Raw genomic sequence first — 13,202 nt, forward strand, 5'->3', positions numbered from 1 at the left:
TAAGCTGAATTCAAAAAATTCACATAAAAACGGAGTAGGCAGAATGGTGCTGTACAAGCGGAAGCGGTCGCCTTTGTCTCCAGGTTTCTACTCTTGCACGTTCATTCAGGAAATCTGGGGACAACAGCGCTGGGAAGCACCATCTGACTGCGCAGTGGCTCCATATGTAACTTTTATAGAATGGGTTCAAATTGAAGGGTATCGACTTTTGAATTTTCGTAAAATCGTTTAAACGTCATAATGGCGGGGTAATGAAAGACGAACCACTCAACACCAAAATATTGGGAGGTAACTATCATGGCTAATAACTTAAACGATTATAATGAAAAGAAAATTGTTGGTGTTTTTGATACAGAGCAGGAAGCATCTCGTGCGATAGGACAATTGCAGAGCAAAGGAATCCCAAGCAGTGAAATTTCTGTGATCACCCGTGACCGTGACGAGCTAAGGACGATTAGTGAAGAGACAGGCACCAAAGCACCGGAGGGTGTGGCCACAGGTGCGGCTACAGGCGGTATTGTAGGCGGCGTTGCTGGCTTGCTGGCAGGCATCGGGGCCTTGGCTATTCCGGGTATCGGACCGATCCTCGCTGCTGGACCTATCGCGGCTACTCTTACCGGAGCAGCTGTCGGTGCGGGAGCAGGTGGCTTGGTCGGTGGACTGGTCGGGCTAGGTATTCCAGAAGATGATGCACGTCAATACGAGACATACGTCGATCAGGGCAAGATTTTAGTGCTGGTGGATTCAGCTGACCATCACAGGGATGTTTATGATATTTTCCGCACCAACCGTTCGCTGAATGCGGATCGTTACAGAACGTATGATGATACGGTGGCGGACACGCGGACAGATGCGTACACAGATACTAGAAGGAACCTCTAAACAACTAACGGCTAGTTGAGAACGTGATTTAACAGGCTTTCCTATCTCCTTTGTATATAGGTTGTTTCTACAGCAGCAGTCTCCCCGAGAGGGAAGGCTGCTGCTTTTACATGTTAGTGAAACATGGAATAAACCTGAGATAAATGATGCTTTGCTTGCTGTTGGCACGTTTATCCTTCTATATATTTTTACAGAATTGTCGTTATAATAGATTTGAGGATTTTGAAAAATCCTGGATTTATAAATTGCTAGATGTAACAGGAGAGTGACATGAGTCAAAAAGAGAGAATTTCCGAAGTCGCTTTGCTAAGAGGGCTGGCTTTTGCTGCCGTTGTTCTTCAGCATTCCGTCGCACACTATGCGGTTGCGCAGGGGGCGCGCATCCAGGACGGGGTTTTGATGACACTTTTACTGCTGTGTTCCAAATTTGCAGTTCCTGTGTTTGTGTTTATCACGGGCATGGTGCTATTTTACAATTATGATGGGGTCTTAAAGTACGGAACGTTTTTACGTAAAAGATTCATGGACATCATCGTTCCGTATATCATATGGTCTCTTTTATACGAATTGGGAAATCAGCTTGCCCAAAGTGGTGGATATATTCACCCGCTGGATTTTTTCCAGAAGCTGTTGAACGGGAAAAGCAGCTATCATCTATGGTACATCGTTATGATTATCCAATGTTATGTGTTATTTCCCGTGTTTCGTTATGCGGTCCGTCATTTGTCTGCGCTACTGCCGTCAAAATGGCGACCCACTGTATTGGCTGGATTCGGTGTGCTATATATTTTGCTCATGTTCGCCGTTGGACCCGTATACCAAGCGATGGATAAGCTCCAGCTTCCGGTCATTACCTCTTGGTTTACCCTGTACGCTGACCGGAATGTGATCTACTTTTTCTTTTATTTTGTGCTAGGAGCAGCAGCCGGGATGAACGTCAAGCGTTGGAATGCTTGGATAACCAAAGCACAGATGATATACTGGCCGTTGTTTATCGTGATTACAGGCTACTTACTGTACGAGATGATCGGTCAGTTCCAGACGCCGCGAGGTACAGTTCTTTCCTTTAACTATTTGTCTCTGCTGCGTCCGGTCATGGCTGTATATTGCGTTGCGTCTATTTTTGTAGCTTATCGGGTAGCGACGTGGATTGCTCATAAGAGGGGACGTGCGGCGAGTATGCTGACGGCCATCGGAACGTTGTCCTATGGAGCCTATCTCATGCATGCCTTTATGCTGCGCGTGACCTATTATTTTGACGAGACGTTGTTTGCAGACTGGAGCTACGTTCTTCGTACGCTGGCTTCGTTCGTTCTCTGTATGATCTTTTCCGTTGCCGGAACATGGCTGCTGGCACGTTTGCCTCTGGGCAAATGGATCGTGGGGCTTCGGGTTCGTCCTCGCCCGACTGGAGGTCCTCCAGCCTTACAAAAGCAAGCCTGATTTGATAATCCAATCACATATGTTCACAAGAGTATCCCAAAGCCAAGAAATAAGGCCAAGGGATACTTTTCTATCTGCATTTGTTTAATAGTATACATACTGATAGACTGGATGTGCCTTTACCAGTAGGGTGAAGGAACATCCATATGGGAGGGTCGCAAAATGAGTGGTCCAGATACAAGAAGCGTTTTTCCGATGAAAAATATTAGAAGTCTGTGTTTTTTGAACAATGTAGTGGTTAATCCATATATCGAAATCGGAGATTATACCTATTATGACGATGATGATAACCCTTTGGATTTTGAGAAAAATGTCCTTTATCATTTTGATTTTATAGGGGACAAATTAAAGATTGGAAAGTTTTGCGCGATTGCAGCCAAAGCCAAATTTATTATGAATGGCGCTAATCATAATACAAATGCGTTTACCACTTTTCCTTTTGGAGCGTTTGGTGGAGATTGGAAAGTTGGTTTACCCAATTTAAGTGGGGGCTACAAAGGGGACACTGTGGTTGGAAATGATGTTTGGATTGGTTACAACGCTACCATTATGCCCGGAGTTCAAATTGGTGATGGCGCGATCATTGCGTCAAATGCCGTGGTGACTAAAGATGTTCTGCCATATTCCATTGTAGGAGGAAATCCCGCGAAGTTAATTCGTTATCGGTTTGATGAGGAGACAATAGCTATGCTACAAACCCTGAAATGGTGGGACTGGGACATTCAAAAAATAACAGAATATATTCCTGTTTTGACAAGTAACGATACGGAGGCCTTAAAACAATTAATCCAGTCTTCGTAATCTGTAACTCTATTTTTTTAGCTTTAATTACATTATTTCAACATATGAAAAATTCATAATAATAAAAACAATAAAATCATTTCTCAGCGCTTCGCACACTACTCTATATCGCCTCATTCTATATCTCTCGCCATCTTAAAACAGGTCACAAGGGATGAAGGGTTCTCATACGCTCTCATATCATCAAAGGAAATAGTGTATGGACGCAGAGTGGTTTATAATGGAAGATAAGGTGCACGAATAAGGTGTGGAGGAGGCTATGAAATGGCGTTTATGATATCCCAGCGGGCTTTTATCAAAATTTATCTGATCACAATGGTGGAGAGGCATCGCGGTTATGGATATCAGATGCTCGAATCGATGAAGGATGAGTTTAGTGGCTTTGGATATGTTCCGCCTCAGAGCGAGGTTTACCGGGCGCTGCATGAGCTGGTACAGGAAGGCGTTTTTTACCGTACCAAGCGATTGAAAGGAACAGACCCGCGCGTGGATTTTCAGGAGATTGTACTCTATCACTTTACAGATGATGGGGAGGAGAAAGCCCGACTGTACAAGAAGCAGGTCAAAGCCGATTTGGACCGTTGCTTAGGTATGCTGCATAAAGCGGAACAAGACAACTATTCCTAACCACGAAAGGATGAGAATGATGGGTAGAAAGCTGAAATGGGGAATTTTAGGCACTGCGGAGATCGCCCAAATCGCTGTAATTCCGGCAATTCAGCAATCCGAACGCGGAGAAGTGCTTGGGATTGCTAGTCGTAATGCGGATAAAGCCGCTGAGGCCGCCCGGGAGTTCGATATTCCGAAAAGTTATGGAAGCTATGATGAACTGTTGGCTGATCCCGAAATCGGAGCGGTGTATATTCCGTTGCCGAACCATCTGCATGAGGAGTGGACCATTCGGGCAGCGGAGGCTGGGAAGCACGTTTTGTGTGAAAAACCATCTTCTCTTAGCTCGGCCGGGACAAGCCGCATGATTGAAGCATGTCAACGTGCAGGAGTGATCTTTGCAGAGGCTTTTATGTATCGCTATCATCCCAAACATCGAAGAATTAAGGAAATTATCAATAGTGGGGAAATTGGTGACATTCGCGGCATTCATTGCACGTTTACGTTTAACAATACCGATCAGGCAGATAATGTGCGCTTTAATAAAAACATGGGCGGCGGCTCGCTATATGATGTGGGCGTCTATCCGATATCAGCCGCTCGTATGTATTTGGATCGGGAGCCGGAGGCAGTGACGGTACATGCCTTATTTTCCCCGGAACATGACAACGTCGATATGATGGCTTCCGGTTTGCTGGAATTTCCGGGTGGAGTCAACCTTACTTTCGATTGTGGCATGTGGGCAGCCAATCGTTCCAACATGGAGATTCTCGGTAGCAAGGGTACGATTGCGATGCCCAAAATGTTCGGTTGGGAAAGAACGTCTGTTGTACCGCAAATTTTCGTCCACGTCGGTTCGGTCACGCGTGAGGAACGTCTGAAAGGTTTTAATTCCTTTGAACTGCAAGCGGATGCTTTTGCTAAAGCGGTGCTTGACGGTGTCCCGTTGCCGTATGAGCCAGAAGATGCGGTGAGCAATATGAAGGTGATTGACGCTTGTATTGAGTCAGCTCGCAGTCGGAAACGGATAGAAATTGGATAAACGGGATCACCGCATTCCCGTAAAGACATAAAAAGCAGCCTGTCCGAAGGACAAGCTGCTTTTTTAGATGAACGAATACATAAGCATATAGCATTACATATTTTCATCATAATCGGTGACATCACGCTTGGCGGCAGTTGCAGGCGAGTTTGATGTACCGTATTTCTCCACGGCGTCCCATGCGCCCGCATCGTCAAATCGTCCTGCATTCCGTTGGCGAACCTCACCTGAACCCTTGGGCGGTGGAGTCATGACCTGTTCCTCTACAGGACGGTCATTCGATAATTCTCGAGTTGGTGTGTGCTCGATTGTATAGGCTGTATATGGAATGGCTTGCAACCGTTCAAAAGGAATTTCTTCCCCGCTCTCCACACATATTCCGTATGTCCCATCCTTCATCCGTTGAAGGGCTGCATTGACCTGCTCCAGCTCGCCTTGCAGCGAATCATTAATCGCCAAATCACGGGACCGTTCAAAGGTTTCTGTCCCTATATCAGCGGGGTGGTTATCATAGGAAGAAAGTTCACCTGTGGAATCTGTCAGTGTTTCTCCCAATGGAGCGTTGTCCTGACCGTTTTGTTCAAAATGCTTTTCTAAATCCTTTTTCTGTTCCAGTAACATATGCTTCAGCTCTGCGAGCTGCGAATCGTTCAAATGATTCATGATCATCTCTCCCCTTCGTGGTCTGTATAAGTGACACGTATGCTCTTTTATACCCGTTCATAGGGCCGGACAATCAGCAGAGACTTTTATTCCCAGCCTAGAATGTGATATAAAAAGAATAGTGTGTTAAGGAGGGAATAACCGATGGATGAACATATGAAGCGTCGTCTGGAAAAACAAAAGCAGTTGTTTAAACAACTGGGCATTCAGCTGGACGCGCTCTCCATTCATGAGAAACAGTTTAAAAATAAAATGCGCGGCTATGATCCGGACGAGGTGGATGCCTTTCTGGATGAAGTAATCAAGGATTATGAACGCTTTTATGCGAATATAGCCGACCTGATGGACAAGTGGCAGGAGCAGCAGGCAACCATACGTGATTTGAAAAATGCGCCTAAGCCTGCCGCCGACCTTAATGGACTTGACCGTCGTCAACTGGAGGATATCGTTAAGCAGTTGGAATATAGTGTACGCCAATTAAAAGTGCGAGTACGTCCTGAAAATGACTATTTTCCGGAGTAAGATGCAGTAAGCACTGTGTTGGTGCCTCTATTGTGGTATGATGGAAACAAGCATTTTACCAAACATTTAATGAGGCACACACATAAAGGTGGTTAACATGAGTACCCATTTTTCCGTTAGTATCCATTGTCTGCTTCTTCTGGCTGAAGGGGCACCGGAGCGAATGACATCGTCACTTATTGCTTCCAGCATCAATACAAATCCGGTAGTTGTGAGAAGGATTATGAGCCGACTTAAGCAAGCGGGGTTGGTGGATTCGTCGCCTGGAGCACGCGGCTTTCGTCTAAGCATGTCCAGTTCAAACATCAATCTGAAAATGATCTATGAAGCGACCAAGGATGAAGGTCCGTTGTTTGCTATCCATACCGACAGCAATCATAATTGTGAGGTTGGTAGGAACATAGACGCATTGTTGGATGGTTTATATACCGTGGCAGAGCAGAAAATACAGGCGTTTTTCGAGACCGTTACGCTGCGAGATCTGGAGCAGGCGCTTCAGCAGCGCGTTGGGCAACAAAGTTCAACCGTGTAAGACGCCAGTAAGGAGCAATTAATATGAAAATCATCGTACTTTCAGACACTCATATGCCGCACAGAAGTAAAACACTGCCTAGTCGACTGGTACAGGAGTTAGAAGGCAGTGACCTCATTCTCCATGCCGGAGACTGGACGGATTGGTTCGTATATGAACGTCTAGCTGAATTTGCGCCTGTGCAAGGCATTGCTGGAAACAATGATGGAATGGACATCGTGGAGCGTTTAGGCTATCAGCGAATCGTTGATGTTGAAGGCAAGCGGATCGGTATGGTTCACGGTCACGGCTGGCGAGGTTCGACAGAAAATATCGCATTGAATACGTTTAAGGGAGAAATGCTGGATTGCCTGATTTATGGACATTCGCATATTCCGGTGGTCAAAACGATTGACGGTCAGCTTGTCCTTAATCCGGGGTCTCCGACGGACAAACGCGGCGAAGACGAATATTCATTTATCGTGCTGACGATTGAAGCTGGTCAGATGGAAGCACAGCTTGTTCTTTATCCAGATAAACATTGATTTAAAACCAACAACTGTTGATTAAAGGGGAAGCTATGGCCATTTTTGAATTAGAACCGATGAAGCATCATGTGTTGATCTGCAATGGAGGCACATGTATGCGACATGAGGGTGAAGAAGTTACACAGGCAATTCGGGATGAAATTCGTAAACAAAATGCAGAAGCATATATTCACACGACCAGAACTCGCTGTAATGGGCGTTGTCATGATGCTGCGGTTGTGATCGTATATCCTCAAGGGGACTGGTATGGTCAAATGACCCCCGACTCGGGGACTCAACTGGTGCAGAGGCTCGTAACGGGAGAGAAGCTGGAACCTCATCTTTTTCATGAGTGTACAGGTAAATCCAGCTCGGAATAATCCAATCAACCATCTATAAGAACAGAGTAGAGAAAATCTTTGTGGAGATTTTCTCTTTTTTGCGTTTAATCCCCGATGTGAAAGGTAAAAGTATACTGTGGACACCAATCCGATAGGGAGGGAAGTAAAATGGCCCCATTTGAAGATAACCTGCACGATCAGAATGAGCAGAAAGGGCAGACGGGGAGAGGAACAACGGAGTCTAAACATCAGGAACAGTTGATCAATCGAGATCATGCAGAGCAGTATCCGACAGAGCAGGAAAGCTTGTTTGACCGTTTTGAGATTGAGCAGACGGTAGACGCCATTCCCGTAGAGGATTTGAAGATGGAAAGACAGGAGGAGAGAGACAAGGATGCAACCAAGCATACCTCTTCCAGTGAGAAAAAATACAATGGTGGCGTATAATCATCAACTAACTGGTAATATTTAAAAAGAAATCTCTTGACTTTAAGATATGTGTAATGTATATTAAGTTACGAAAAGTAATTAATTTTTCTCAGGAGGTAACAAAATGGCTAAAGACTTCTTCACAGCTCTGAAAGACAGACGCTCCTATTATGGTATTAGCAAAGAACAAGTCATTTCTGACCAACGGATTCAAGAGATTGTAGAGGAAGCTGTTAAGTACACACCTACCTCTTTCAACTCCCAAACTTCACGTGCCGTAGTGCTGCTTGGAGAGCATCATGACAAACTATGGAATATTACAGAAGATATTTTGCGTGAGGTTGTAGGCAATGAGGAGCAATTCAAGTCTACTGCTGAGAAAATGAACGGTTTCCGCAGCGGATACGGAACAGTCTTGTTCTTTGAAGACAATAACGTGGTGGCTGGTCTACAACAACAATTTGAAGCCTATGCGGACAATTTCCCAATCTGGTCCAACCAATCTAATGGTATGCTGCAATTGGTTGTATGGACGGCTCTGGAGCAAGAAGGACTGGGCGCATCCCTTCAGCATTACAACCCATTGATTGATGAAAAAGTGAAAAACGAATGGAACATTCCTGAGCATTGGAAACTGATTGCTGAAATGCCATTTGGTAAACCGACATTCCAACCAGGTGAAAAAGAATTCCAGCCTGTTGAGGAACGCGTAAAAACATTTAAATAATTTTTACGATAAAATGACGTTTCAGGTTCAGCCTGATTAGAGCACTGTGGTTATCTACAGTGCTCTTTGTCATTCCATTTTTAAGGTATGAAAGCTTTTGATATATACGGACACAGGGGTTAATTCATCCGTTAGTGGGTGATATTATGTTTAAAATTGGATGAGAAGTTTACATAGGTGTTATTGCGGTTTTATGCAGATGTCTAGGATAACGCGCATTCAAAGGAGGAAAAGTTATGAACTATGATTGCATTATTGTTGGTGGGGGAATTGCCGGATTGCAAGCAGCGATTCAATTGGGGAGATACAGCAGTCATCGAGTTCTAGTGATAGATTCGGGCTATGGTCGATCTACGCTGTGCCACCAGTATCATAATATTTTGGGCTTTCCTGACGGAATTTCTGGTGAAGAGCTGCGACGGCTTGGACGTAGTGAAGCCACGAAACTAGGTACTAAATTTGTTGAAGGGAAGGCGGTAAAAGCCGCCAAAAGAGATGAGCTTTTTGACATTCAAGTGGAGGGAGGATCCGTGTATTCATCTAAGACGCTGTTGTTAGCTACAGGGTTAACGGACCGTTTTCCAAAGCTGGATGGGTTACAAGCCTGCTTGGGCAACAGTGTATATGTATGCCCGGATTGTGACGGTTATGAGGTTCAGGATCGAAGCACGGTCGTCATGGGGGCAGGCAAAGCAGGAGCTTCCATGGCTCTGATTTTATCAGCCCGCACTGATCAACTTGTTTATGTCAATCATGAGCGTTCAGAGGTGTCGGACGAGCTGACCGATAAGTTGCGGGAAAAAGGGATTGGCTATAAGGAAGCAGCCATTTCTGAGATTATAACCGGAGAACCGGGCTGTTTTGAAGGAGTGCGGTTGGCTGATGGACAAGTGGTTCGAGCAGAGCGGGGGTTTTTAGCCTTTGGCAGCAATCACGTTCATTCAGAGCTGGCAGAGCAACTGGGTGTACATCTGCTGCATAATAAGCATATCGAAACTCATCCTCGCAGCAAAATGACAAATGTGGAAAATGTATGGGTAGCCGGGGACTTAGGAGCACATGCCGAGCAAGCGACTGTGGCGATGGGAGAAGGAGCTATGTCAGCGATTTGGATACACAAGGTATTAACTGGTATGAAAACAAAAGTACCGCAGCTCTGAGAGCTGCGGTTTAGAACGATGGGCGTGTACTCATTGAGAGATGAAGTTCGAAGCGTTTTAATTGATCGCTCATGCCGTACTTACGTAAAATTTCCGTTTGTTTGTTGCCGATAAGATCAAAATGCGGATAGGGCTGACGCTGATGAATATATTGGGGGTCCAATCCGTTATGGTTGCACCATAAGCGCAGCTTGTCCAAATCAGAACATCCCACCTTGGTGACGGTTGTAATGCCTGGAAAGCGATCATCCAGCCAGTAATGTGTAAGAAAAGCAATTTCACCACGACTGACCTCTCTTTTCCAGGCCATAAGCTCCTGCCGGGTAATGCCAAATGCCATCATTCTCATCCTTCCTTGGCTCGTTCTGAAATCATGAGCTGCTGCGTGGTTGTCCCATTATTTTCGTGCTATAGTTTGTATTATGATCCACATGGGGTAACACAATAACAGGAGACCATGTGGGACGACCTCCTGTTAGCGGTTAAAGCCATCTCTCGGCCCAGCTCTCCACACCATTTAATGCATCACCTAGCTCTTTACCCTTGCGTGTCAGCGAATACTCGGTACGCACAGGCCGCTCTGTGATGACATTGCGAAGGATCAGGCCGGAAAGCTCTAGTTCCTTGATGCGTTCGTTCAGCATGCGTTTGCTAAGATCAGGTATGGAGACGTGAATTTCACTAAATCGTTTGGGATGTTCCATCAAAGTATGAATGATGAGAGCGGTCCATTTTTTGCTGATGATCTGAAAGGACTGTTCCACCTTACCGCACAAAAGCTTAGGCTGCCTGTCGTCGCTCATCTGAATCCCCTCAATTTCATTGTTGTTTTAAACAGTATACTAAAAGTAACTCTGTATACCAATAGTAACTATAACGCTTTGTATCAACTGTGACATATTTAACAGTTTTTTCTCTTTCCCTTCGTCAATCATACCACAGAAAACGTTATCATTACAGGATATATCGAATGTTCACGATTTCGCTAAAATTTGATTGACTTGCCCCTTATTTTGGGTGTATTATGGGTTACGTTAATTCCTCAGGTAACTTTTAATAACCTCATCTTTATAATGGGAAGAAGGAATATTTCATGGATTCAATGACATTTGTCTTATTTGGAGCGACAGGGGATTTGGCGAAACGCAAAATCTACCCTGCCTTGTATAATTTGTTTTTAGAAGGTAAAATTCCGGCTTCCTTTTCTGTAATTGGGATGGGGCGTCGTGAAGTGGCGGATGAGCAATTTCAAAGTAATGTAGAGCAATCCATTAAGGATTTTTCCAGACACGTGAATGAAGACCGTGCACAGATGGATCAGTTCTTAAGTGCTTTCCGTTACAGCGCATTGAACGTTAACCACCCGGAAGATTATAAAAAGCTGCTACAGCTTGCTGAGCAACGTGAAAATGAATTGGGAATTCCGGGGAACCGCATGTTTTACTTATCGGTGGCACCGGAATTTTTTGATGTGATTGCCCTCAATATTCGGGAGAGTGGTTTAGCTGAAACAAAGGGTTGGAAACGGCTCATTATCGAAAAACCATTTGGACATGATCTGGAATCAGCACGTGAGCTGAATGATCGCCTGAGCAGAACCTTTGCTGAGGATGAGATTTATCGTATTGACCATTACTTAGGTAAGCCCATGGTGCAAAACCTAGAAGCCTTAAAATTTGCTAATCCATTGCTTCAAGGGATATGGAACAATCAATACATCGCCAATGTGCAAATTACCGCTTCCGAGACTGTAGGGGTGGAGGAGCGAGCGGGATACTACGATCACTCCGGCGCTATTCGTGATATGGTACAAAATCACATGCTACAGGTGTTGATGATGACGGCGATGAACAAGCCGGGACATGTCACGGCTGACCAGGTGCGTGACGAAAAAAGCAAGGTTATGGACGCGCTTCGTGCGCTTGATCCTTCCGATATTGCTTCCAACGTGGTTAGAGGTCAATATACCAACGGTGAGATCAACGGAAAAGCAGTTCCTTCCTATAAAGAAGAGCCGGACATCGGTCCTGATTCACAAAATGATACTTTCATTTCAGCTCGCCTATGGATTGATAACGAACAATGGTCTGGTGTGCCGTTCTATATTCGTACAGGCAAACGTATGAAAGAAAAATCCACTCGTATCGTCGTGGAATTCAAAAAGGACAGCACAGATCCTTATGCCGCTCAAGGGCAGCCGTCCGACCCGAACTTGCTGATCATCCATGTTAACCCGGATGAAAAGGTAACGCTGCGTCTGAATAGCAGAGACCCGCTAAACGCCGGTCAACTGGAAACGGTTCTGATGAATTATCATTCCGAGGCTAAGGATGTACCAGAAGCCTATGAGCGCCTCATCTTTGATGCGCTGCGCGGCGATTCCACCTTTTTTGCTCATTGGAACGAAGTTGAGCTTTCATGGGTGTGGGTTCAACCTGTACTGGAAGCTTTTGCTCGTGGTGAGGTCCCACTTCATACGTATGCAGCAGGCTCTTACGGTCCAGAAGCTTCAGATCAATTGTTGGAAGAGCAAGGCTTTACATGGTGGCTGGACGAAAAGTCCGAAAGCACTGAAAAAGCAGTCGTTCGTTCTTAACACTAACAAGAAAGTATATACAAAATATGTTTGCTACGGCAGGAGGCCTTTACTATGCAAGTAGGATTAATTGGTTTGGGAAAAATGGGCTTGAATCTCGGAAAAAATTTGATCGATCATAAGCATGAACTTGTTGCTTACGACGTCAATGCAGCCGCCATCCAAGAAATGAAGGATTATGGAGCTAAAGGTGCTTCTACATTGGAAGAGCTTGTACAGGCAACTCAATCCCCTAGAGTATTATGGATTATGGTTCCTCACCAAATTGTTGATTCTGTGCTGGATCAGCTTCAACCGATGTTGTCCAAAGGGGACATCATTATTGAAGGTGGTAATTCTCATTACAAAGAGTCTATTGCTCGTCATGCCCGTCTTCAGGAATATGGTATCAGCTTCATGGATGCTGGAACCTCAGGCGGGATGGAAGGCGCACGCAATGGCGCTTGTTACATGATCGGTGGCGATCCGGAAGCTTGGGCGGTTGTTGAGCCTATTTTCCGCGACACAGCAGTGGAAAATGGATATCTGTATGCAGGTAAATCCGGAAGCGGACATTTTCTGAAAATGGTTCATAACGGTGTGGAATATGGCATGATGGCTTCCATCGGTGAAGGATTTGAAGTGCTGGAAAAAAGCAGCTTTGACTTTGATTATGAACAAGTAGCGCGTGTGTGGAACAACGGTTCTGTTATTCGCTCTTGGCTGATGGGTTTAACTGAACGTGCATTCTCCAAAGATGCAAACCTGGACGAAATCCGTGGGGTTATGCACTCTTCTGGTGAAGGAAAATGGACGGTTGAGGAAGCACTGGACATTCAGGCTGCAACTCCAGTCATTGCTTTGTCCCTGCTGATGCGCTACCGGTCTCTTGATGCGGACACGTTCAACGGGAAAGTGGTTGCTGCGCTGCGCAATGAATTTGGCGGTCACGCGGTAGAAAAGAAGTAAT

Annotated in this window: 17 protein-coding genes; 14 read left to right on the forward strand and 3 right to left on the reverse strand. The window is 45.2% G+C overall.

The window, feature by feature from the left end:
• Positions 1 to 297 precede the first annotated feature (297 nt).
• From KAI37_RS10265 to KAI37_RS10285, 5 genes are all read left to right on the forward strand, one after another.
• The gene (locus tag KAI37_RS10265) at positions 298 to 882 is read left to right on the forward strand and encodes a general stress protein (protein ID WP_028542417.1); all 585 of its coding nucleotides are present in this window, start codon (positions 298 to 300) and stop codon (positions 880 to 882) included.
• Between the two features lie 270 nt (positions 883 to 1,152).
• Positions 1,153 to 2,325 (forward strand): acyltransferase, encoded by a 1,173-nt coding sequence (locus tag KAI37_RS10270; protein ID WP_220031169.1) that lies wholly within the window; start codon positions 1,153 to 1,155, stop codon positions 2,323 to 2,325.
• 162 nt (positions 2,326 to 2,487) lie between these two features.
• Complete coding sequence (locus KAI37_RS10275) at positions 2,488 to 3,126, forward strand: CatB-related O-acetyltransferase (RefSeq protein ID WP_081366817.1); 639 nt, start codon at positions 2,488 to 2,490, stop codon at positions 3,124 to 3,126.
• Between the two features lie 264 nt (positions 3,127 to 3,390).
• Complete coding sequence (locus KAI37_RS10280) at positions 3,391 to 3,753, forward strand: replication termination protein (RefSeq protein ID WP_013310011.1); 363 nt, start codon at positions 3,391 to 3,393, stop codon at positions 3,751 to 3,753.
• A 19-nt stretch (positions 3,754 to 3,772) separates the two neighbouring features.
• On the forward strand, positions 3,773 to 4,777 hold the full coding sequence (locus KAI37_RS10285) for a Gfo/Idh/MocA family protein (RefSeq protein ID WP_061830313.1): 1,005 nt from the start codon (positions 3,773 to 3,775) through the stop codon (positions 4,775 to 4,777).
• 93 nt (positions 4,778 to 4,870) lie between these two features.
• On the opposite strand, the gene KAI37_RS10290 is transcribed toward KAI37_RS10285, so the two are convergent.
• Positions 4,871 to 5,440, reverse strand: a complete 570-nt coding sequence (locus tag KAI37_RS10290) for a TraR/DksA C4-type zinc finger protein (protein ID WP_220031170.1) — start codon at positions 5,438 to 5,440, stop codon at positions 4,871 to 4,873.
• A 144-nt stretch (positions 5,441 to 5,584) separates the two neighbouring features.
• On the opposite strand from KAI37_RS10290, the gene KAI37_RS10295 reads away from it, so the two are divergent.
• The 7 genes from KAI37_RS10295 (at position 5,585) to KAI37_RS10325 (ending at position 9,657) form a co-directional block, all read left to right on the forward strand.
• The gene (locus KAI37_RS10295) at positions 5,585 to 5,962 is read left to right on the forward strand and encodes a DivIVA domain-containing protein (protein ID WP_071640627.1); all 378 of its coding nucleotides are present in this window, start codon (positions 5,585 to 5,587) and stop codon (positions 5,960 to 5,962) included.
• A gap of 97 nt (positions 5,963 to 6,059) precedes the next feature.
• Entirely contained in the window at positions 6,060 to 6,494 is a 435-nt protein-coding gene (locus KAI37_RS10300) for an Rrf2 family transcriptional regulator (protein ID WP_220031171.1), read from the forward strand.
• 23 nt (positions 6,495 to 6,517) lie between these two features.
• Entirely contained in the window at positions 6,518 to 7,018 is a 501-nt protein-coding gene (locus tag KAI37_RS10305; protein ID WP_220031172.1) for a metallophosphoesterase family protein, read from the forward strand.
• Between the two features lie 35 nt (positions 7,019 to 7,053).
• On the forward strand, positions 7,054 to 7,380 hold the full coding sequence (locus KAI37_RS10310; RefSeq protein ID WP_071640631.1) for a (2Fe-2S) ferredoxin domain-containing protein: 327 nt from the start codon (positions 7,054 to 7,056) through the stop codon (positions 7,378 to 7,380).
• Between the two features lie 129 nt (positions 7,381 to 7,509).
• Positions 7,510 to 7,788, forward strand: a complete 279-nt coding sequence (locus KAI37_RS10315; RefSeq protein ID WP_071640633.1) for a hypothetical protein — start codon at positions 7,510 to 7,512, stop codon at positions 7,786 to 7,788.
• 106 nt (positions 7,789 to 7,894) lie between these two features.
• Positions 7,895 to 8,497 carry a nitroreductase family protein gene (locus tag KAI37_RS10320; protein ID WP_025722870.1) on the forward strand — a complete coding sequence of 201 codons (603 nt, stop codon included), beginning with the start codon at positions 7,895 to 7,897 and terminating at the stop codon, positions 8,495 to 8,497.
• A 236-nt stretch (positions 8,498 to 8,733) separates the two neighbouring features.
• Positions 8,734 to 9,657, forward strand: coding sequence for an NAD(P)/FAD-dependent oxidoreductase (locus tag KAI37_RS10325; RefSeq protein ID WP_220031173.1), 924 nt, complete (start codon positions 8,734 to 8,736; stop codon positions 9,655 to 9,657).
• Positions 9,658 to 9,667: 10 nt separating this feature from the next.
• On the opposite strand, the gene KAI37_RS10330 is transcribed toward KAI37_RS10325, so the two are convergent.
• On the reverse strand, positions 9,668 to 9,997 hold the full coding sequence (locus tag KAI37_RS10330; protein WP_071644288.1) for a hypothetical protein: 330 nt from the start codon (positions 9,995 to 9,997) through the stop codon (positions 9,668 to 9,670).
• A gap of 142 nt (positions 9,998 to 10,139) precedes the next feature.
• Positions 10,140 to 10,460, reverse strand: a complete 321-nt coding sequence (locus KAI37_RS10335) for a winged helix-turn-helix transcriptional regulator (protein WP_007430161.1) — start codon at positions 10,458 to 10,460, stop codon at positions 10,140 to 10,142.
• Between the two features lie 290 nt (positions 10,461 to 10,750).
• Between KAI37_RS10335 and zwf the strand changes: the two genes are divergently transcribed.
• The gene (zwf, locus tag KAI37_RS10340; protein ID WP_220031174.1) at positions 10,751 to 12,253 is read left to right on the forward strand and encodes a glucose-6-phosphate dehydrogenase; all 1,503 of its coding nucleotides are present in this window, start codon (positions 10,751 to 10,753) and stop codon (positions 12,251 to 12,253) included.
• Between the two features lie 54 nt (positions 12,254 to 12,307).
• Positions 12,308 to 13,201, forward strand: a complete 894-nt coding sequence (gnd, locus tag KAI37_RS10345; protein ID WP_013310023.1) for a phosphogluconate dehydrogenase (NAD(+)-dependent, decarboxylating) — start codon at positions 12,308 to 12,310, stop codon at positions 13,199 to 13,201.
• Position 13,202: the final 1 nt, after the last annotated feature.

Source organism: Paenibacillus sp. S25, assembly GCF_019454085.1.
In the GTDB taxonomy this organism is placed as follows: domain Bacteria; phylum Bacillota; class Bacilli; order Paenibacillales; family Paenibacillaceae; genus Paenibacillus; species Paenibacillus polymyxa_B.

Coding starts and splice junctions, on each gene's coding strand:
- KAI37_RS10265 (WP_028542417.1), top strand. CDS start 298: ATGGCTAATAACTTAAACGATTATAATGAAAAGAAAATTGTTGGTGTT.
- KAI37_RS10270 (WP_220031169.1), top strand. CDS start 1,153: ATGAGTCAAAAAGAGAGAATTTCCGAAGTCGCTTTGCTAAGAGGGCTG.
- KAI37_RS10275 (WP_081366817.1), top strand. CDS start 2,488: ATGAGTGGTCCAGATACAAGAAGCGTTTTTCCGATGAAAAATATTAGA.
- KAI37_RS10280 (WP_013310011.1), top strand. CDS start 3,391: ATGGCGTTTATGATATCCCAGCGGGCTTTTATCAAAATTTATCTGATC.
- KAI37_RS10285 (WP_061830313.1), top strand. CDS start 3,773: ATGGGTAGAAAGCTGAAATGGGGAATTTTAGGCACTGCGGAGATCGCC.
- KAI37_RS10290 (WP_220031170.1), bottom strand. CDS start 5,440: ATGAATCATTTGAACGATTCGCAGCTCGCAGAGCTGAAGCATATGTTA.
- KAI37_RS10295 (WP_071640627.1), top strand. CDS start 5,585: ATGGATGAACATATGAAGCGTCGTCTGGAAAAACAAAAGCAGTTGTTT.
- KAI37_RS10300 (WP_220031171.1), top strand. CDS start 6,060: ATGAGTACCCATTTTTCCGTTAGTATCCATTGTCTGCTTCTTCTGGCT.
- KAI37_RS10305 (WP_220031172.1), top strand. CDS start 6,518: ATGAAAATCATCGTACTTTCAGACACTCATATGCCGCACAGAAGTAAA.
- KAI37_RS10310 (WP_071640631.1), top strand. CDS start 7,054: ATGGCCATTTTTGAATTAGAACCGATGAAGCATCATGTGTTGATCTGC.
- KAI37_RS10315 (WP_071640633.1), top strand. CDS start 7,510: ATGGCCCCATTTGAAGATAACCTGCACGATCAGAATGAGCAGAAAGGG.
- KAI37_RS10320 (WP_025722870.1), top strand. CDS start 7,895: ATGGCTAAAGACTTCTTCACAGCTCTGAAAGACAGACGCTCCTATTAT.
- KAI37_RS10325 (WP_220031173.1), top strand. CDS start 8,734: ATGAACTATGATTGCATTATTGTTGGTGGGGGAATTGCCGGATTGCAA.
- KAI37_RS10330 (WP_071644288.1), bottom strand. CDS start 9,997: ATGGCATTTGGCATTACCCGGCAGGAGCTTATGGCCTGGAAAAGAGAG.
- KAI37_RS10335 (WP_007430161.1), bottom strand. CDS start 10,460: ATGAGCGACGACAGGCAGCCTAAGCTTTTGTGCGGTAAGGTGGAACAG.
- zwf (WP_220031174.1), top strand. CDS start 10,751: ATGGATTCAATGACATTTGTCTTATTTGGAGCGACAGGGGATTTGGCG.
- gnd (WP_013310023.1), top strand. CDS start 12,308: ATGCAAGTAGGATTAATTGGTTTGGGAAAAATGGGCTTGAATCTCGGA.